The organism is Dactylosporangium sp. CA-092794 (genome assembly GCF_050948465.1).
Classification (GTDB): domain Bacteria; phylum Actinomycetota; class Actinomycetes; order Mycobacteriales; family Micromonosporaceae; genus Dactylosporangium.
The window spans coordinates 4360484-4379867 of the sequence record NZ_CP192044.1 but is presented as its reverse complement, the minus strand read 5'-3'; the positions used below and the strand labels follow the sequence as shown (position 1 = coordinate 4379867).

General features: G+C 73.7%; 14 protein-coding genes and 1 pseudogene. 5 read left to right on the top strand and 10 right to left on the bottom strand.

The genetic code is table 11. From position 1 onward, the window contains the following. The first annotated feature begins 178 nt into the window (after positions 1-178). Complete coding sequence (locus ACQPXD_RS18845) at positions 179-2701, top strand: molybdopterin-containing oxidoreductase family protein (RefSeq protein WP_432840178.1); 2523 nt, start codon at positions 179-181, stop codon at positions 2699-2701. Continuing rightward, a complete protein-coding gene (locus tag ACQPXD_RS18840) occupies positions 2680-3810 on the top strand; it encodes a molybdopterin molybdenumtransferase MoeA (protein ID WP_432840177.1) in 1131 nt (376 codons plus the stop codon). Before ACQPXD_RS18845 ends, ACQPXD_RS18840 begins: the two co-directional genes overlap by 22 nt. A 20-nt stretch (positions 3811-3830) precedes the next feature. Here ACQPXD_RS18840 and ACQPXD_RS18835 read toward each other — a convergent pair. From ACQPXD_RS18835 to arsL, 9 genes and pseudogenes are all read right to left on the bottom strand, one after another. Then, positions 3831-3929: pseudogene (locus ACQPXD_RS18835) on the bottom strand (heat-shock protein HtpX); the annotation flags it as partial. A 2-nt stretch (positions 3930-3931) separates the two neighbouring features. Further along, complete coding sequence (locus tag ACQPXD_RS18830; protein WP_432840176.1) at positions 3932-4990, bottom strand: inorganic phosphate transporter; 1059 nt, start codon at positions 4988-4990, stop codon at positions 3932-3934. Between the two features lie 106 nt (positions 4991-5096). Further along, positions 5097-5435 (bottom strand): ArsR/SmtB family transcription factor, encoded by a 339-nt coding sequence (locus ACQPXD_RS18825; protein ID WP_432840175.1) that lies wholly within the window; start codon positions 5433-5435, stop codon positions 5097-5099. A 13-nt stretch (positions 5436-5448) separates the two neighbouring features. Then, positions 5449-6549, bottom strand: a complete 1101-nt coding sequence (locus ACQPXD_RS18820; protein ID WP_432840174.1) for a GTP-binding protein — start codon at positions 6547-6549, stop codon at positions 5449-5451. A 102-nt stretch (positions 6550-6651) separates the two neighbouring features. After that, entirely contained in the window at positions 6652-7869 is a 1218-nt protein-coding gene (locus tag ACQPXD_RS18815; RefSeq protein WP_432840173.1) for an ATP-grasp domain-containing protein, read from the bottom strand. Between the two features lie 47 nt (positions 7870-7916). Next, entirely contained in the window at positions 7917-8264 is a 348-nt protein-coding gene (locus ACQPXD_RS18810; RefSeq protein ID WP_432840171.1) for an ArsR/SmtB family transcription factor, read from the bottom strand. A 39-nt stretch (positions 8265-8303) separates the two neighbouring features. Next, on the bottom strand, positions 8304-9071 hold the full coding sequence (locus tag ACQPXD_RS18805) for a methyltransferase domain-containing protein (RefSeq protein WP_432840169.1): 768 nt from the start codon (positions 9069-9071) through the stop codon (positions 8304-8306). 20 nt (positions 9072-9091) lie between these two features. Continuing rightward, the gene (locus ACQPXD_RS18800; protein WP_432840167.1) at positions 9092-10354 is read right to left on the bottom strand and encodes a GNAT family N-acetyltransferase; all 1263 of its coding nucleotides are present in this window, start codon (positions 10352-10354) and stop codon (positions 9092-9094) included. Between the two features lie 31 nt (positions 10355-10385). Beyond that, complete coding sequence (gene arsL / locus ACQPXD_RS18795) at positions 10386-11639, bottom strand: arsinothricin biosynthesis radical SAM protein ArsL (RefSeq protein ID WP_432840165.1); 1254 nt, start codon at positions 11637-11639, stop codon at positions 10386-10388. A gap of 275 nt (positions 11640-11914) precedes the next feature. Between arsL and ACQPXD_RS18790 the strand changes: the two genes are divergently transcribed. Then, positions 11915-13030 carry a permease gene (locus ACQPXD_RS18790; RefSeq protein WP_432840163.1) on the top strand — a complete coding sequence of 372 codons (1116 nt, stop codon included), beginning with the start codon at positions 11915-11917 and terminating at the stop codon, positions 13028-13030. Between the two features lie 13 nt (positions 13031-13043). Here the strand turns inward: ACQPXD_RS18790 and ACQPXD_RS18785 are convergent, their stop codons facing one another. Then, entirely contained in the window at positions 13044-14267 is a 1224-nt protein-coding gene (locus tag ACQPXD_RS18785; RefSeq protein ID WP_432840162.1) for an MFS transporter, read from the bottom strand. Between the two features lie 61 nt (positions 14268-14328). On the opposite strand from ACQPXD_RS18785, the gene ACQPXD_RS18780 reads away from it, so the two are divergent. After that, entirely contained in the window at positions 14329-16665 is a 2337-nt protein-coding gene (locus ACQPXD_RS18780) for a putative bifunctional diguanylate cyclase/phosphodiesterase (protein WP_432840160.1), read from the top strand. A 1150-nt stretch (positions 16666-17815) separates the two neighbouring features. Beyond that, positions 17816-19366, top strand: a complete 1551-nt coding sequence (locus tag ACQPXD_RS18775) for a sensor histidine kinase (RefSeq protein ID WP_432840158.1) — start codon at positions 17816-17818, stop codon at positions 19364-19366. Positions 19367-19384: the final 18 nt, after the last annotated feature.

Genomic DNA, 19384 nt, shown 5'->3' with positions numbered 1-19384 from the left:
CTGGTCGGTGCCACACACAGCAGCGATCGGGCGCGCCGCGGTGTTACGCCGCCCCGACGGCCCCGAAGCCCGGCCGGCGGTCGCTGATTCGAGATTCATTGAAGAACGTTGACCATGGCGCGGCGTGCTGGCGAGACTGCTTGGCGTTGCCATTGGTGCGAGATCGCTGGGGGTTGGCGTGGGCGCAGCGGATCAGCAGCCGGTCGGACAGGTCTCGCGCCGCCGTCTCCTCGCGGGCGGTGCCGGCGCCGCGGCGGCCGGCACGCTGCTGCCGACCCTGGTGCCGTACGAGGCGCAGGGCGCCCCGCCCGGATCGTCGGGATCGGCCAGCGGCGGGACGATGCCCGACTTCGTGGAGGGGTCGGCCGCGCTGGCACCGGACACGGTCGTGCACGGGGCCTGCCAGTTCTGCAACAGCCTGTGCCGGCTCACCGTCAACCTGAAGGCCGGGCGGGTCATCGGCATCCTCGGCGAGCGGGACGACCCGGTGCAGGACGGCAACCTGTGCGTCAAGGGCCCGATGATGGTGCAGCTCGCGTACAACCCCTTACGGCTGACCAGCCCCATGAAGCGCACCGGCGGCGCCAAGGGCGACCCGGACTCGACGTTCGCCCCGATCTCCTGGGACGAGGCGCTGGGCATCATCGCCGACAAGTTCCTCGCGCTGCGCGACGCCGGCGAGGCGCGGGCGATCGCCAACCGCACGAGCGGGCGGCTCCCCCGCGGCACCGGCTCCCTGGTGCACCGGCTGTTCACGCTGCTGGGCAGCCCCAACGACACCGACGTCGGCCCGGTCTGCAACGACGCCGGCGGCAACGCGCTGGCCGCGACGTTCGGCCTGGGAAATTTCACCAACGGGTACGGCGTGGACGAGTCCACCGGCAAGGAGGATCTCGCCTCGGCGCGGTACTTCCTGATGCTCGGCACGAATCAGGGCGAGACCCACCCGGTCACGTTCGCGCACCTGCTGCGCGGCCGGCAGCGCACCGGCGCGAAGCTCGTCGTGGTCGACCCGCGGCGCACCCCGACGGCGGCCATGGCCGACGAGTGGATCGCACCCAAGCCGCACACCGACTTCGCGCTGATCCTGGGCATCCTGCACGAGGTCATCACGACCGGGCGGTACGACCAGGCGTTCGTCAACCGCTGGGTGATCGGCTTCGCCGAGCTGCGCGACCACATCCTCGCGCACCGCTACACCGCCGACTGGGCGGCCGGCGTCACCGGCGTGCCGGCCGCGACGATCCGGCGCATCGCGAAGGACTACGCGACCGCCCGCCCCGCGGCGATCTTCTGCAACGCCGGGATCTCCCACCAGCTCGGCGCGTTCGACACGTACCGTGCCATCGCCATGCTCGCCGCGATCACCGGGAACATCGGGGTGCCCGGCGGCGGCTGCAACTTCATGCACAACACCTGGCCCGGGGGCCTGGACCTGCCCGCGCTGCGGGTCGCCACCCCGCCGGTGGGCACCGCGCTGCCGGTCGGCCCGGACGCGTTCGCCGACGCCATCCTCACCGGCAAGCCGTACCGACTGCGGGCGCTGGTCACCGAGGGCAACCCGCTGGTCAGCTCCGCGAACACCGGCAAGGTACGGCAGGCGTACGCGGCGCTGGAGTTCTACGTCTACACCGGGCTGTTCATGGAGGAGGCCGCGTACTACGCCGACGTCATCCTCCCGGTGGTGAGCGGCCTGGAGTTCGAGGGCGTGTACATGCGCCGCGACGACCGGGCGATCCGCTGGCAGGACGCCGCCCTGCCGCCGCTCGGCCAGTCCCGCACCGACCCGCAGATCTGGATCGACCTGGCCCACGCCATCGCCGCCCGCGACACCAGGAACCCGGGCCGCTACTGGACCGACGCGTTCCCGCTCGCGTGGCGCGACTACAAGACGCTGTGGGACACGTTCGTCGCCAACACGCCCGGCATGGGCGGCATGACCCGCGAGCGGCTGCGCCGGCGCACCGAGCCGCTGCGGTGGCCGTGCCCGACGACGAGCCACCCGGGCGTGAGCACGCTGTACCTGGACCACCCGAGCTGGTACCGGGCGGCCGAGGCGCTCAACCCGGCCAACAAGGGCAAGCGGTTCCTGACCCCGAGCGGCAAGGTCGAGCTCTACACGCCGGCCCTGGAGTCGTCGCTCGCGCCCAGCGGCCACCACGCGCTGCCGATCTTCTTCACCCATCCCGAGGTCACCGGCGCCAACCCGACCATCGCCTACCAGGACGGGTTCGTCACCAACCCGGTCAACCCGCAGGCGGTCACCCACCCCGTGCGGATCGCGGTGGCGGGCGACGGGAGCGTGCACCGGCAGTACCCCCTCATGGGCACGACGGGACGGCCGTCCGTGGTGCATTTCGCGACCGTCACGCACTGGACCTACACCGGGGAACAGCTCAACGGCATCCGTCTGGTGCAGATCCATCCCGACACAGCCCGGCGGTACCGCATCGAGAACGGTGACAGCATCATCGTGGAGAGCCCGCGCGGACGGGTCACCGGCACCGCGCTCGTCGAGCCGCACATCCGCCCGGACACCATTTTCGTGCCCAACACGTTCGGCCCGGCCCAGCGCGTCGGCGACGTGTTCGGCGACCCGCGCTACGAGGCGGTCAACACCCTGCTCGACGATCACCTCTACGACAACCTGTCCGGCCAGCAGGCCTACAAGTGCTTCGCGTGCCGCATCGCGAAGGCGTGACCGGCGGGCTGACGTTCGAGCGGGCCCGCCACGCCGCCTACACCGCCGGCCGGGCGGCCCTGCTCGCCCCGGCGGCCCGCCCGCTGCGATGCTGCGACGGCACCACGCTCGCCGCGGACGTGCGGGCCGGCGCCGACCTCCCGGCGTTCCCCACCGCGAGCGTCGACGGCTACGCCGTGCGCGGCCCCGGTCCCTGGCGCCTCGCCGGGCGGGTGCTCGCGGGCGAGGTGCCGGGCCCGCTCGAGCGGGACGGCGGGTGCGTGAGCATCGCCACCGGCGCGATGGTCCCCGAGGGCACCGAGGCCATCCTGCGCACGGAGGACGCGCGGGTGGGCGACGCCGTGGTCAGCGGCACCCCGCGGCCGAAGCGGGAGTGGCGGCTGCCCGGCGAGGAGGCGGCCCGCGGCGAGCGGCTCGTCGCGGCCGGTACGCCGGTCACCCCCGCCCTGCTCGGCCTGGCGGCCGCGGCGGGCCACGACACGCTCGTCGTGCGCGACCGCCCCCGCGCCGCGGTCATCGCGCCCGGCCCGCAGCTGCCGGCCTGGCTGCGCCGGCTCGGTGCCGCCTGCCTTCGGCCCGTCGCCGGCCCCGGCGCCCTGGCGGCCGTGCGCGAGGCGGTCGACGGCGGCGCCGACCTGATCGTGTGCGCCGGCGGCACGACGCACGAGCACCTGCGCGCCCTGGGCGCCACCGCCGTGGTCGACACCGTCCGGGTCCGGCCGGGCCCCATGCTGCTCGCGGCGGTGCCCGGCCCGGGCGGGCGGACGGTTCCGCTGGCGGTGCTGCCCGCCGATGCGCGGGCCGCCGTGCCGGCGCTGCTGACGCTCGTCGCGCCGGTCGTCGCGGGGCTCACCGGCCGGCCGCTGCCGGCCCTGCCGTCCGTCGAGCTGGCGACGCCCGTCCCGGGCCGGGCCGGCCTGGCGCACCTGGTGCCGGTCGGGCTCGACGAGCACGGCCGCGCGCACCCGGTGCCGCCCGCCGGGCCGGCGATGCTGCGCGGGCTGGCCACCGCCGCCGGTTTCGCCGTCATCCCGGCCCGTCACGACGGGCGGCCGGGTGCGGTGGTGCCGCTGCTGCCGCTGCCGCTGGGTCAGGGCGTGCCGGGCTGACGCCGAGGCCGTCCAGCAGCGTCTCGAACCGCCGGGCGCAGGAACCCGGCGGCCATCCGGGAGCGCCCGGCGTTGTGCACGCACACGAACAGGACGCTGGGCCTGGCGTCGGCGGTCATCGTCACTTCGCCAGGGCCATGACGAGGGCGCCGGCCAGGGCGCCCCAGATGGGGGTGACGAGCCAGGCGATGGCGAAGTCGCGCAGCGTCTTGCCGGACAGCCGGGACAGGTTGAGCCCGGCGGTGCCGACGATCGCGCCGGTGGACACCTGCGTGGTCGACATGGGCCAGCCGTAGACGCCGCCGAGGCCGACGAGGCCCGCCGTGGTCAGGTTGGCGGTGAAGCCTTCCTCGTGGCTGAGCTTGACCACCTTCTCGCCGAGGCGGCGCGCGACCCGGATGCCCAGCAGCGAGCCCAGGGTCATGGCCACCGCGACGACGAGGCTGACCGCGTTGGCCGAGTAGCCCGCCGGGATGAGGGCGAACCCGCCGACCGCCGCGATCTTGGGGGTGTCGTTGAGGCCGCGGGCGGCGCTGGCCAGGCCGCTGGACAGCCAGTGCAGGACGTTGATCGGGCCGAACCGGCTCGGTGGCGCCTCGGGCGCGGCTTCCGGCGCGGCGACGGCCTCGGTCTCGCTCTCGGTCGTGGCCGGCCCGCCCGCCGGGACGGGGACCTTCTCGGTCGCGGCGGCCTTCGGCGCGGTCACGGACCGCAGCAGCTTCACCAGCATGGTCAGGACGAGCGAGATGACGTACGCGACGGCGATGCTCAGCAGCAGCGGCTCGACCACCTTGGGCACCAGCCCGCCCCACCGCACCTCGCCGGACTGCAGCACGAGCCCGGCGCCGATGAGCGAGCCGACGAGGGCGTGGGTGGTGGAGACGGGCAGCTTCGTGATGCTGGCGAGGGTCACCCACGAGGCGGCGCCGATGAGCACGGCCAGGGCGAACCCGTTGGTGGGGGTGCCGGCGAAGATGCCGGTGGAGAACAGCTTCCCCATGCCTCGGCCGAGCTGGATGGACAGCAGCGCGCCGACCGCGGTGGCGGCGGTGCCCCACAGGATGGCGGTGCGGTAGGCGGTGACACCCGCGCCGGCGAGGGTGGCGACGCCTTTGGACACGTCGTTGGCGCCGTTGGCGGCGGCCAGTCCGATCAGCATGACGAGGATGAGGGCGACCATTCACCCAGTGTTCATTTACCGTTAAGATCGTCAAGACCTGGTCAGGGTCGTCGATCTCCGCACCCGCCCCTGACGTGCACGAACGGCTGATTTCATATTTACCAAATTAGAAGCCTTTCGCAGCCTGGGCGCCCAGCAGCGCGGACAACAGGGCCAGGCGGTGCGGTACCACCCGGTAGTAGATCCACGTGCCGCGCCGCTCGCCGTCGATCAGGCCCGCCTCGCGCAGCTGCCGCAGGTGGTGCGAGATCGTCGGGCCGGTCAGGAAGAAGGCGGGCGTGAGGTCGCAGACGCAGATCTCGCCGGCCTCGCTGGAGGCGATCAGCGACAGCAGGCGCAGGCGCACCGGATCGCCGAGCGCCTTGAAAGCCGCGGCCAGCTCGGTGGCGGCGGCGGGGTCCAGCGCCCGGGCCGCCGGGCCGGCGGCGGTGGCAGGGTCGGCCATCACGGCGCCCGGCTCAGACGTCGGAGGCGGCGAGGCGGTGCACCGGCCGCGGGTAGCCGGGCTTGAACGACGACGCGTCGGCCGCGACCGACCGGGCGCCGGCCGTCGCGTCGGCGTGCGCGACCGCCGCCAGCACCGCGGCATCGAGCGCCTCGGGCTCGACCGCGACGCGGGCGTTGACGACGGCCCGGCCCTCGGCCGCGGGCTCGTCGACGGCCAGGTCGACCGACGGGTCGGTGCCCGTGCCGGTCACGCTCATCTTCGTCATGCCGGCCGCGGTCTCGACGGTCAGCTTGGCGTGCCCGATCTCGGCACCGTCGCGCCGCGCCGCCTCCGCGAGGTGGGTCAGCACCGCGCGGCCCCACCGCACCGGCGAGAACGGCCCGCCGGCGGCCTCCAGCACGAAGTCCTGGTTGAGCCAGGCCAGCTGCGCCTCGGCCGCGGCGTACCGGTCGTAGTCGATGCTCAGGTCCTCGGCCCAGCTGGGCTCCTTGTCCCAGGCCTCGAGCAGCTCGGGCAGACCCGCCCCGGAGCGGGCGGAGTAGCCGACGACGGTCGCCGCCGGGTGCACCGCGCGCAGCCGCGCGAGGACGCCGTCGAGCTCGGCCGGCGACACCATGTCCATCTTGTTGACCGCGATGATGTCGGCCTCGGCGATTTGCCGGCCGAAAAGGTACGACAGGTCCGATTCCGGCTCGCCGCGCTCGGCGGCCCGGGCGAACGCGCGCAGCCGCAGCGGGTCGACGACGGTGGCCAAAGGCGCGACCGTGAACCGGTCGCCGTGATATTTGCGCAGCGGGCGCACCACGGTCGCCTGTAAGTCGGTGCAGCTGCCGACGGCCTCGGCGATGACCGTGTCCACGTCGCCGGCCAGCAGCAGCCGCTCGACCACGCTCATGAGGTCTTCGAACCGGCAGCAGAAGCAGCCGCCGGAGACCTCGGCGACCGCGTCGAGGCTGCTGCGCAGGAGTTTCGTGTCGACCAGGTCGGCGCCCTGGTCGTTGGTGACGACCGCGACCCGGCGCCCGCGGGCCTGCAGAGCGGCCGCCGCGGCGACCAGTGTGGTGGTTTTCCCCGCACCGAGAAAACCGCTGACCGCTATGAACCTCATCATGTCGATGCCCTTTCCCGCGCAATTTAGCCGGTCACTGGGAAGGGTCGCATCCTGCATTGATATCTGTCAATGTACGGTATGTAAAACGAATATTTCCGCTTTTCACGAATCGAGACGGTAGTCGAGTTCGATCACGTCGGGGGCGGCTTTCAGGGTGCGCGAAACAATGCGGGGGCCGGAGCCCGCGGCGATGACGTAGCCGTACCGCGTCAAATAGGCGGTCGGCGGCAGCGCCAGGTGCTGGCCGGGCTCCGCGGTCGCCAGCGCCGCGTGCACGCCGGCCGGCAGCGGGTCGGCGACGCGGATGCCCACCACCGTGCCGTCGCCGGGCGGGTAGAGGAAACGCACCCCGGCCGCGGCGCGCCGGGTGGGCGCGAGCCGCGGCGGCCGGCCGGCGGCGATGTCGGCGGCGGCCATGGCGAGGTCCACGCCGGTGGCCAGGTGCCCCAGGTACGGGATGAAGTCGCCGCCCAGCCGGGCGTTGATCTCGATCAGGGCCGGCCCGTCGCGGGTGAGCCGGAACTCCGTGTGGGTGAGGCCGCGCCGGTAGCCGATCGCCGCGTGGACCTGCGTGAGCCGGGCCAGCAGGGCCGGGTCGTGCAGCAGCGGGTCGGCGGCGTCGACCAGGTGGCCCATCTCCTCGAAGAACGGCGCCTGCCCCACCGTCTTGCGGGCGACCGCGAGCGGGATGACCGTGCCGTCGACCACGGCGGCGTCGACGCTGATCTCGGGGGCGTCGACGTACCGCTCGACCAACACGCCGCCGCCGGGGGCGTGCGCCGCGGCGTAGGCGGCCGGCAGCGCCCGCGGGTCGTCGACGCGGACGACGCCGATGCTGCCGGCCATGGCGCGGGCCTTGACCACGACCGGGTAGCCGAGGCGCTCCGCGGCGGCTCGGGCCTGCGCGACGCCGCCGACCGGGACCGACTCGGGCTGGTGCACCCCGGCGGCCGCGAGGGCGGCGCGGGTGGCGGCCTTGTCCCGGCAGGCGGCGACCGCGTCGGGGTCGGGGCCGGGCAGCCCCAGCTTGCTCGCGGCGACGGCCGCGGCGTGCACGGTCCACTCGTCGTAGCACAGCACCCCGGCGGGCGGACCGGCCTCGGCGGGGACGGCGAGGGCGGCCGCGACCAGCGCCTCCGGATCGCGGCTGTCGAGGGTCGTGTGGCCGATGAGGTACGGCCGGTGCCAGCTCGGCTCGTGGGCGTCGAGCAGCCACACCCGGTACTCCCGGCTGACCGAGGCGAGGATGTACTCCCGGTAGCGGCGGTCCCCGCTGCCCACGAGCAGCAGCAGCGGCCGCCCGGCGCCGGTCACGGACACGGCGGCCTACCCGCGCCGGCCGGCGGCCGGGCCGGTCGCCCGGCGGGTCAGGTCTCCCGCGGGGGACGGCCCATGACCACGTCGGCCGCGGTCGGGAACCGGGTGACGCACCGGTGGTTCACCGCATACAGCCGGGCGGTGCCCTCCCGGGCGCGCGTGACGAACCCGACGTCGAGCAGGGCCTTGAGATGGTGCGACACCGTCGACTGCCCCATGCCCAGGTCGGTGACGATCGTGCCGACCGAGACCGCGTCGGGCTGGCGGCTCAGGTAGGACAGGATGATGATCCGCGTGGGGTCCGACAAAGCCTGGAACCACTTCGCGTAGGTCTCGGCGGTCTCCCGGTCGAGCTGTTCGACCTGTCGTGGCTGGGCGGTGGGCGAGCTGGCGGACACGACATCTCCTTGGCCGGACGCGCCGGGCGGCGGCGCCTTCTAGCAGCATGCCTGCTCGCTCGGCACGCTGTCACCTCTGGTGGCCGCGTCGACGGGCTTGCTGGCACGGATGATCGCCGAGTGCAAGCCGTCGGCGGCCTCCTGGATGAAGGTTACCTCCGCGTCGATCAGGCCGGCGTCGGCGATGACCTGGCGATACTCCGAGATCGACAGCGCACCGGCGACACACTCGGCCCAGCCGCCCCGCTCGGCGCGGTCCTGCGGGGTGAGCCGGTCCTCGGCGACGACGTCGGTGATGCCCACCCGGCCGCCGGGCGACAGCACCCGGGCGATCTCGCCGAAGACCGCCGGCTTGTCCTGCGACAGGTTGATCACACAGTTGGAGATGACCACGTCGACCGTGTCGGCGGGCAGCGGTATCGCCTCGATGACGCCCTTGAGCAGCACGATGTTGTCGATCTCGGCGTCGGCGATGTTGCGCCGGGCCAGCGCCAGCATCTCCTCCAGGAAGTCCAGGCCGAAGACCTGCCCGTCCGGGCCGACCCGCCGGGCGGACAGGATCAGGTCGAGGCCGCCGCCGGAGCCGAGGTCCAGGACGGTCTCGCCCTCGCGCAGCTCCGCGACGGCGGTCGGGTTGCCGCAGCCGAGGCTGGACAGCAGCGCGGTGTCCGGGGCGTCGCCGGGGCCGATCAGGCCGTAGGCGGTGGAGCCGAAGACGGTGTCGCCGACGTCGCCGGCGCAGCAGGCCGCGCCCGACGTCGCGACGGCGGCCTTCTCGCGGTAGTACTCCTGCACGCTCTGTGTCATCGCAATGTCCCTTTCCGTGGTCAGCCGTTGCCGCAGCAGGCGCCGCCGCCGTTGCTCAGCAGCGTCAGGGCTCGGGGCTGCGACGCCGGCGGGGCGTCGCCGAAGGCGACCCGGCGGGCCGCGCCGAAGCCGTCGAGCAGCTCGGCGGCGGCGGGCCGCAGGGCCGGGTCGGCCAGGACCAGGGCGGTGGTGACGGCCCGCGACTGGCAGCCGCGCAGGGTCTTGGCCTCGTGCGCGCCGGCGCCGAACTCGACGGTGTGCAGCCCCTCGGCGTAGGCGTCGCGGACCGGGGCGTTGAGGACCATGGCGAAGTAGATGCCGCTGTGCTCGCCGAGGCGCGCGTAGTCGAAGCCGGCCCACTTCGGGGTGAGCCGGTCGCCCTTGCGCAGGGTCACGCAGGAGGCGACGATCTCGCCGTCGAGGCGGCCGAAATACGCGCGGACGTCCACGCGCGCGTCGAGCAGGCCGGTGAGGATGGTCTCGATGTGCTCAGGCTGCTCGCCGGCGCCGTTCTTCTCCCGGTTGAGGCAGGTCAGCTCGGCGATGCGGGAGACGTGCGGGCGGATGTCGGCCCCGTCGACGCGGGTGATCTCGACGCCGGAGGCGGCCGCGCGGCGCTCGTCGGCGTTGACCCGCTGCCGCTTCTTGGTCGGCAGCCCGGCCACGTGCGCGTCCCACGAGTCCGCGGACAGCGTCACGTAGTCCTCGTAGCCCCAGAAGGTGGCGTGCCCGCCGGCCTCGCGCAGCGCCGCGACCAGCGCGTCGTTGCCCGCCCGGTCGGGGATCCACGGCGCGACGACGGAGCGGATGCCCGCGTCGAAGGCGGCCGGCACCAGCCGCTCCACCATGGCCGCGAACAGGCCGGGGCTCCAGAAGTTGTACGCCACCTCGGTGCGATACCCCAGCGGCGAGCCCAGCAACAGGGTCGGCAGGAACGCCTGCTCCCCCATCGCGTCCACCGCCGCCGACTGCGCGCCGGCCACGTCGACCCCGCAGCACACCGAGTCGCCGGACGGCGGCTGCCAGCCCAGGTAGGTGCGCGGATCGTGGTCGACCGCCGGTGGAGCGGTCAGCACGAAGCCGGGCAGCAGCGCCAGCTCGCCGTGGCCGCGCTTGGCCACCGTGTGCCACGGCTTGGCCTCCGGCATCGCCCGCTCGTTCGCGGCCAGCCACGTCGGGCCCAGGTAGGGCCACGCGTCGGTGAGGTCGGCCAGTTCCCCCGGCCAGTCCAGCTCCGGCAGCGCCTGCCCGGTCTCCACGACGATCCTGTGTGTCCCGCTCATCGCTGTATCCGCCCTCGCCTCGTGTGTCCGATCAGCACTTGACGCAGCACCGCACCGCGCCGGCGCCCTCGGCGTCCGCGCGGCGCTCCTGCCACAACGACTCCACCCGCCGGTCGGGGTGGGTCCAGTCCAGGTGGAAACCGCGGTCGACCGTGGCCACGTCCTGCAGCCACGGGGAGCCCAGCAGCGGCGAGCCCTTGAACAGCAGCAGCCGGGTCTGCAGCGCGGTCGGCTCGACGACGCGGGCCAGCCCGGTCTCGATCAGGAAGTCCTCGAAGGTCAGCAGTTCCTCGTAGCGCACCCACGGCGTGAACGGGATGAACGTCGGGTTGAGCTCGAAGCCGATCCGGGCCGCCTCGGCGATGGCCCGGCGCATGTCCGCCACGTCGATGCCCTTGTCGAAGATGCGCAGGATCCGATCCGACGGGAACTCCAGGGCCGACGTCACCCGGCGCAGCCCGAGCGACACCAGCTCCTCGAGAATCTGCGGGTAGTCCAGGATGTGGTCGACGCGGGTGGTGAACTCGAACGTCGAGCCCGGGATCTCGGCCGCGATCCGCCGGATCGCCGCCACGCCCAGGGTGCGGGAGTTGAAGAACTCCGCGTCGATGAAGTAGAAGTGCCGCACGCCCTCGTCGGCCAGCTGGTGCGCGTCGGCCAGGACCCCGTCCAGCTCGTAGGGGGCGACCCCGCCGTCGTAGGCGCCGTACACGGAGCAGTACGTGCACTTGTGGTGGCAGCCCCGGGAGATCTCGATGTTGCCCATCAGCCCGAACGGGCCGTGGTGCACCGGGTAGTGCACGATCGACGGGAACAGCTCGCGCGCGGGCGCCGGGATGTCGATGCGCCGCCGCGCCGGCCGCGGGTTGACCCGCCCGCGCGTCGCCAGGGCCGGCACCTCGGCCAGATCGCCCGACCCGGCCGCCACCCCGCACAGGTCCCCGGCGAGCCGCTCGGGCTCGTCGAAGGCCACCCCGTCGACCAGGTCCAGGAAGTGCCCGCTGTTGAGCTGCGCATACTGCCCGAACGCCACCATCGGCGTTCCCGGGTACGCCGCGCGCAGCCGGGCGCTGAGGTCCACCCCGCGCTGCAGGCCCTCGAACTGCTGCACCGAGAGCAGCACCAGGTCGAACGGGCCCTCCGGCGGCCGGTCGGGGAACAGGTGCGCGTCCCAGCCGGACACCCGCGCGCCCGCGGCCCGCATCGCCGCCGCGCAACTGGCCGCCGCCAGCGGCTGCAGCTCGGCCTCGAACGACGACACGATCAACACACGCTCATCGGACACGACGTCCTCCCCGGAGGATCGGCGGGCAGCGCGGGCGCGCCATCGATCGCCGTCGACCGGGCCGCCCTGGCGGGAAGAATTCCATCCTCCACCAGTCTGTGTCAATGGACTGATGGTGTACGGCGGAAGCCCGGTCGTCGGAGCCGTCCACAACGCGACAATGTGGGGTTCTATCGGCCTGTATTGGTACTAATCTAACCCATTGCCCTCGACGAACTCCACCAATTATCGTTGATGATTGATGGAGGTACCCCACTACCGTTGAGGACGGCCATATGGACCACATCACGCAGATCCTCCGCATCGCCGGGGAGGATCTGGCCGAGCTGCTGCCCTACTTCTTCCTGGCCGTCTTCATCAGCGCCATGGTCGACATCCTGTATCTCGACGTGATCGCCCGCCGCTCGTTCAAGAAGCACGGGCTGCTCGGCATCGTGTTCACCACCCTGATCGGCGCGCTGAGCCCGTTCTGCTCCTTCACCGTCATCCCGCTCATCCGCAAGCTGCTGCGCACCGGCGTGCCGCTGTCGGCGGTCATGGCCTTCTGGATCGCCTCGCCGGCCATGGACCCGCCGATCTTCGCGCTCACCGCCGCCCAGATCGGCCTGCCGCTGGCCACCGCCCGGCTGTTCGGCGCGCTCGTGCTCAGCCTCGGCGCGGGGCTGCTGATCTACGTGCTGGAGCGGCGCGGCATGTTCCGGGACGTGCTGCGCGAGGAATCGGAAGACGGCCGCGTCGACCAGCGGGCGCTGGTCTCCGAGGAGGTGTCGGCCGCCTCGATCGTCGCCGCGCAACCGGCCCTGGTCGGTGCCGGCGGCGTGCTCGTGGCCGATCCGCCGGTCACCTCGGCCCGGCCGGCCACCGCGACCGGCGACGGCCCGGCGGAGCCGGCGTGCGCCGCCGCGTGCGACGCCCCCGCGGCGGACGACGACGACAACACCCCGTGGTGGCCCACCGCGAAGGCCAGCCTGCGCAGCAGGCGCAACTGGAAGATCACCGCCCGCAACTTCGGCAAGGACTCCCTCAGCCTGGGCAAGTGGCTGGTCTTCGCCTGCGTGTTCGAGGCGGTGATCCGGGTGTTCGTGCCGACCAGCTTCGTCACCGACACGCTCGGCGCCCACGTCGGCCTGCTCGCCATCCCGCTGGCCACGCTCATCGCGATCCCGCTCTACCTCAACGGCGTCGGCGCGATCCCGATCGTCGGCGGCCTGCTCGACAAGGGCATGGCCAGCGGCGCGGCGATCAGCTTCATGCTCGGCGGCGCGATCACCACCATCCCGGCCATGGTGGCCGTGCGCAGCGTGGTGAACAACAAGGTCTTCGGGCTGTACCTCGGCATCGGCGTCGTCGGCAGCATCCTGCTCGGCTTCGTCGCCCAGCTGGTCCTCTGAGCCTCGCTCCCCCTCACCGCCGTGCCGGGCCGTTCCCCCGGCGGCCCGGCACGGCACCCAGCAGCACCGCGGCGACCAGGCACGCCCCGGCCACCCAGGGCAGGAAGCCACCGATGCCGATCGCCGCGCCGGCCAGCGGCGCGCCCGCCTTCGCCAGCGTGACCGGCACGCTCATGGCGGCGGCGATGGTGGCGTAGCCATGCGCGCCGTAGCGGTCGGCGAGCACGGCGGGCCGGGCGATCGTGGCCACGCCGAAGCCGAGGCCGAAGCCGGTGACGCACAGCGCGGCCCAGCCCACCGACCCGGCCGCGAACGGCAGCAGCGCCGCGCCGAGCGCCTGGATCGCGAAGACCACGGCGGTCACCGCCGTCATGCCGTGGCGGCGCGCGGCGCCGGCGGTGGCCACCCGGCCGGTGACCGACAGGATGCCCAGCAGCCCGGACAGCGTCGCCGCGGTCGTGGCCGGCTGACCGGCGTGGCGCAGGTAGGCCACGAGCAGCACGCCCACCGCCGACGTCGCCGCACCCTGGGCGACGAACGCCGCGGCCAGCAGCCAGAACCGCGCGTCGCGCAGCGCCTCGCCCGGCGGCGGGCCGGCGTGGCCGTGCGCGGCGGCGACGTGCGCGCGGCGGCCCGGCACGGCCCACAGGTGGGCGGGCACGGCCGTCGCCGCGAGCAGTGCGGCCAGCACCAGCAGCGTGGCGCGCCAGGTGAGGTGCTCCAGCAGCCGGCCGGTGAGCGGGAAGAACACGCTGGAGGAGAAGCCCGCGACGATCGTGACCGCGACCAGCGCCCGATCCCGGCCGGCCGGCCCGGCGGCGGCGATGAGCACCGGGAACGCCGCCTCGTAGAGGCTCGCCGCCATGGCCACGCCGATCACCGCGAACACGGCGTACAGCTGCCAGGCCGTGCGGACCTGCGACCAGGCCACCACCGCCGCGACGCCCAGGGCCGAGCCGCCGGTCATCAGGGCCCGGCCCCCGTGCCGGTCCAGCCACCGCCCGACCGGCACGGCGGCCGCGGCGGCGGTCACCACCGACGTGGTGTACGCCCCGGCCACGACCGCCGGCGACACCCGCAGGTCCGCGGCCATCGGCGGGAGCAGCACCGCGAACGCGTAGGACAGCACGCCGTAGCCGACCGTCTGGGTGAGCGCGAGCACCGCGACGAGCCGCGGAACGCCCCGGCCCTTCGGCCCCGCCGGGCGCTGAACCGGCTGGTAGCTCGATGCGGGCATCGGTGAACTCCGAACGTTCGGGTGAGATCCGGTACACAACGTGCCCGATATTGTCAGGAACGTGACGCGGGAGGCGCTACGGTCGACGGCCAGCCCCGCGGTCCGGTATGTCTGGGCCACGACCGGCGTCGCCGCCCTCGGCACCGCCTGGTGGGTGGCATTCGTCACCATCGGTGCCACGACCGAGGCGATCGCCTACATCTTCGTCCCGATCGCCGGCGCGATCTCCACCGCGTCCGTCGTGCACCTGTCCCGCCGCACCCGCCTGGACCCGGTCGCCTGGCGCTTCTGGCGGGCCGTGCTCGTCGCCATGGCGATGATGACCATCGGGTACGGCTGGCTGGCGCTGGACATGCTCACGCACATCGCCACGGCCCACACGCGGACCATGCCGGTGCCGGCCGCCGCCTGCGTGGCGATGGGGTTCGCCATCGCCATCTGGGCGATCGCCCGGGTGCCGGTCGTCGCGGCCGGCGGCGCCGAGCGGTGGCGGATGCTGCTGGACCGCACGATCGCGTTCCTCGGCTGCGCGGCGGTGCTGTGGTACCTCGGGCTGGCCCCGATGCTGAGCGCGTCCGAGCCGTGGAGCCCGCAGGCGATGGTGCTGGTCGCGCTCGGGTTCCTCGCCGCGGTCGGCGCCGCGACCAAGGTGTCCTACGTGCCGGGCGGCCCGGTCGACCGCGCCGCGCTGCGGTTCCTCGCCGCCAGCGGCGGCGTGACCAGCGGGGTCGTGGCCGTGCTCGCGGTGCGGTTCGGCTACGAGGCCGCCGTCCCCGCCCAGGCGTTCGTGATGCCGCTGACCCCGCTGCTGGCCACGCTCGGCGTCGCGGCGCAGTGGCGCGCCGGCCTCGGCCCGCGCCGCGCACCGGCCCGCGGCGGCGTGCTGCTGCCCTACCTGGCCGTGGCCGCGGTCGACGTGCCGCTGATCGCGGTCGCCTTCGGCGCGCCGCTGCGCTGGCCGGGCCGCGTGGTGGTGCTCGCCGCCGTGGTGGTGACCGGGCTGGTCACGGTCCGGCAGTACATCGCCTTCCGGGAGAACGTGCGGCTGCTGCGCACCGCGCGGGTCCAGGAGGAGCGGCTGCAGTACGAGGTCAGCCACGACGGCCTCACCGGGCTCGCCAACCGGGCGCTGTTCCGCGACCGGCTCACGACCGTGCTCGACACGACCGGCCGGGCCTCGGTGCTGCTGGTCGACCTGGACGACTTCAAGGCCGTCAACGACCTGCTCGGCCACGGCGTCGGCGACCGGCTGCTCGTCTCGATCGCGCAGCTGCTGCGCGCCGAGACCGGCGACGGCGGCCTGCCGGTGCGCCTCGGCGGCGACGAGTTCGCGGTGCTGCTCACCGGCGCCGGCCCCGACCCCGAGGAGCTGGCCGGCCGGCTGCTGGCCACGCTCGACCGGCCGATCAGCGAGCACCGGCTGCTGGTGCAGGCGAGCATCGGCATCGCCGACGCCCGGCCCGGCGCGACCGTCGACTCGGTGCTGCGCGACGCCGACGTCGCGATGTACACGGCCAAGCAGCGCGGCAAGGCGAGCTTCGTGCGGTACGCCGACGGCATGGGCGAGCCCGTGCTGGCCCACATGCAGCTCGGCGGCGAGCTGCGCCGGGCCCTGGACGGCGACGAGCTGCGGGTGCTCTACCAGCCGATCCTGCGGCTGGACGACCACCGGATGATCGGCGTCGAGGCGCTGGTCCGCTGGCACCACCCGGCCCGCGGCGTGGTGAGCCCGGCCGAGTTCATCCCGGCCGCCGAGCGGACCGGCCTGATCGTGCCGCTGGGCCGGTTCGTGCTGCGCGAGACCTGCCGCCAGGCGGCCGCGTGGCTGTCCGCGTTCGGCCCGGACGCGCTGCAGGAGGCGGCGCTCAACGTGTCCGCGCGGCAGCTGCACGACCCCGACTTCGTGTCCGACGTGCGGGCCGCGCTCGCCGACAGCGGCCTGCCCTGCAAGCGGCTGGTGCTCGAGGTCACCGAGTCGGCGGTGCTGCGCGGCCAGCAGGTCTCCCGGACGCTGTACGAGCTGGACCGCATGGGCATCCGCCTGGCCCTGGACGACTTCGGCACCGGCGAGTCGTCGCTGAGCCTGCTGCGCGCCTTCCCCGCCGCGATCGTCAAGCTGGACAAGTCGTTCGTGGACGGCATCGAGATCGACGACGGCCAGCCGGCCGCCGCCAACGCCCGCCAGGCGGTGGCCCGCGCGGTGATCCAGCTCGCCCACGCCCTGGGCCTCGACACCGTCGCCGAGGGCGTGGAGAGCGCCGAGCAGGCGGCGGTGCTGCGCGAGCTCGGCTACACGCTCGGCCAGGGCTACCACCTGGCCCAGCCGATGACCGCCGACGCCGTGTCCCGCCTGCTGGCCGGCCAGCAGGCCATGGCCGCCGCCGACCACGGCGGCTGAGTCAGCCCGCGCCCCGGCCCACGCCCACACCCCCGCCCGCGCCCACACCCCCGCCCGCGCCCACACCCCCGCCCGCGCCCACACCCCCGCCCGCGCCCACACCCCGGCCCGCGCCCCGGCCCACGCCCACACCCCCGCCCGCGCCCACACCCCCGCCCGCGCCCACACCCCGGCCCGCGCCCCGGCCCACGCCCACACCCCCGCCCGCCCCGGCCCACGCCCCGCCCCGCGCCCCGGCCCACACCCCGGCCCCGGCCCACGCCCCGGCAGCGGCAGCGGGCGAGGTCGCGGTCCGTCTCGCGCAGCGCCGACCATGCGGTGCGGACCGCGCCGGGTGGCTCCTGCGGCACGAGGCCGGCAAGCGGAGCCGCGGCAAGCGGAGCCACGGCAAGCGGAGCCACGGCAAGCGGCCAGGGCGAACAACCGGAGCAGCCGTGCGAGGCAGGCCCGGGCCAGGGAGAACACGTTCGGCCGGGGCAGCGGCAGCTCGATCAGGGCCGCCGCCGGTTTTGCCCCAGACCGGAGGCGACAACCGCCAATCGCAACGGCGTCGGCCGCGCTATGTCTCCGTGATCATGCTCAACCGGCCGAGTGCACCACGCGATTTTCGTGATCACGGAGACAAAACGTACGCATGGGTACCTTATGTCTCCGTGATCATGAGAAACCCGGAGTGCCTGTGCGGTCGCGTGCATGATCGCGGAGACTTATGGCCGCCGAATCGGATATATGACCCGTCAGGCGAAAAATCCTATAAGTCATGACGCCGCCAGGCGTCGTGACTTATCGGGCGATTATTGACTTATCGTGCAGTGATTTACTTATCGTTCAGTGAGTTACTTATCGTGCAGTTGTTTACTTATCGTGCGGTGGGTGACTTATCGGGCGGTGGGCGTCCCGTTAGGCCGGCCGTCCCTGCGGTGCGGGCGCGTCTCGGTGTGGGCGCCTGAGGGCACCGGCGGGCGGGGTGAAAAGGCGGGTGGTGGCGGCTGGTCAACCGGCCGCAACGTGACGATCGGGGAGAAACGCGGCGGTCGCCCACAGGGGTGCGGTAGCGTGGCCGACGTGTCGTTCTGATCACCTTCGGTCAGGATTGGTCGATTTATGGGGCCGGCCTTGGTCGGCCCCGCTCGCGGTCGCCGCCCTGGCCGTGGCCGCGGTCGTCGGCCTGGACAGCTCGGGCCTGCTGAGCCCCTGGTGGTCGCTGTTCGTCGACGACTCCGGGCAGTTCCTCGCCGCGCTCGCCGCCACCCTCGCCTGCTGGATCACCGCCGGTCGGTACTCCGGCGCGCAGCGATGGTGGCGGCTGTGGATGGGCGCGGCGACGGCCTGCTGGACGATCGGGCAGTTCATCTGGTCGTGGTACCAACTGGTCCACCACATCGGGCTGCCGTCCCCGTCACCCGCGGACGCCGGATATCTCGCCCTGCCGGTGTTCGCGCTCGCGGCGATCATCGCCCTGGCCGCCGACCGGCCCGCGCAGGGCGCGCTGCGGCGACGGCCGGCGCTGCTGGTGATGGTGCTCGATGGGCTCATCGTCGTGGGCGCGCTGTTCGTGCTCACCTGGGGTACCGCGCTTGGGTCGGTGGTGCGCACCGGCGCGGCCACCCCGCTCGCCTACTGGGTCGCGATCGCCTACCCGGTCACCGACCTGCTGCTGACCGTGATCGTCATCCTGCTCGTCGCCATGGCCGCGTCGGCGGCGAACCGGGCGCAGCTGATCATTCTCGGCGCGGGGCTGTTCTGCCTGTCGTTCTCCGACAGCGTCTTCGCGTACCTGGTGTCCGTCGGTGCGCAGAGCATGCCACCGCTGGCCGACGCCGGATTCGTCGCCGGCAACGCGCTCGTCGCGGTGGCCGCGCTCACCCCGTCCCGCGAGGCGCCGCACTGGGCGGCGCGCCCGCACGCCCGCTGGGGTCACCTGCTGCTGCCGTACGTCCCGGTCGCCGGCACCGGCGTGCTGCTGATCGTGCAGCTCGCCCGGGGTTCCCCGATCGGTGGCGTGGAGATCTCCGTGGAGACCGTGGTCATCGCGCTGCTGATCGTCCGCCAGGCGGTCGCGCTCGTGGAGAGCGCCAACCTGGTCGCGTCGCGGGCCCGGCTGGTGCTCGCGACCGACCAGACCCGCCGGCAGCTCGAGCGCGACCTGCACGACGGCATCCAGCAGCGGCTCATCTCGCTGGGGCTGGACCTGCGCCAGGCGGAGGCGAACGTGCCGCCGGATCTCACCCGGCTGCGCCAGCAGCTGTCGGCGGTGGCCGCCGGGCTGCGCGGGACCGTCGACGACGTGCGGGAGCTCTCCCGCGGCGTACACCCGGCGATCCTCACCCAGGGTGGACTAAGGCCCGCGCTGCGCGCCCTGGCCCGCCGCTCCGCCGTCGCCGTGCGGCTCGACGTGCGGGTGGACGGCCGGCTACCGGAGCCGGTCGAGGTGGCGGCGTACTACGTGGTGGCGGAGGCGCTGACGAACGCCGCCAAGTACGCCGAATCCGAACTCGTCGACGTCCGCGTGCGGGTGCAGGGCGGCTACCTGTACCTGTCGGTGCGCGACGACGGCGTCGGCGGCGCGGACCCGAAGCGCGGCACGGGCCTCACCGGGCTGACCGACCGCGTCGAGGCGCTGGGCGGCACGCTGGTCCTGGACAGCCCGGCCGGTACCGGCACCCGCCTGCAGGCCGAGTTCCCGCTCGACCGGCACTGACCGGGCGCGGCCCGCGAT

What these genes read in the sequence shown, in the direction of transcription:
- ACQPXD_RS18805 (WP_432840169.1), bottom strand. Translation starts at nt 9,071, where the DNA reads ATGACACAGAGCGTGCAGGAGTACTACCGCGAGAAGGCCGCCGTCGCG.
- ACQPXD_RS18785 (WP_432840162.1), bottom strand. Translation starts at nt 14,267, where the DNA reads ATGCCCGCATCGAGCTACCAGCCGGTTCAGCGCCCGGCGGGGCCGAAG.
- ACQPXD_RS18830 (WP_432840176.1), bottom strand. Translation starts at nt 4,990, where the DNA reads ATGGTCGCCCTCATCCTCGTCATGCTGATCGGACTGGCCGCCGCCAAC.
- ACQPXD_RS18790 (WP_432840163.1), top strand. Translation starts at nt 11,915, where the DNA reads ATGGACCACATCACGCAGATCCTCCGCATCGCCGGGGAGGATCTGGCC.
- ACQPXD_RS18820 (WP_432840174.1), bottom strand. Translation starts at nt 6,549, where the DNA reads ATGATGAGGTTCATAGCGGTCAGCGGTTTTCTCGGTGCGGGGAAAACC.
- ACQPXD_RS18825 (WP_432840175.1), bottom strand. Translation starts at nt 5,435, where the DNA reads ATGGCCGACCCTGCCACCGCCGCCGGCCCGGCGGCCCGGGCGCTGGAC.
- ACQPXD_RS18800 (WP_432840167.1), bottom strand. Translation starts at nt 10,354, where the DNA reads ATGAGCGGGACACACAGGATCGTCGTGGAGACCGGGCAGGCGCTGCCG.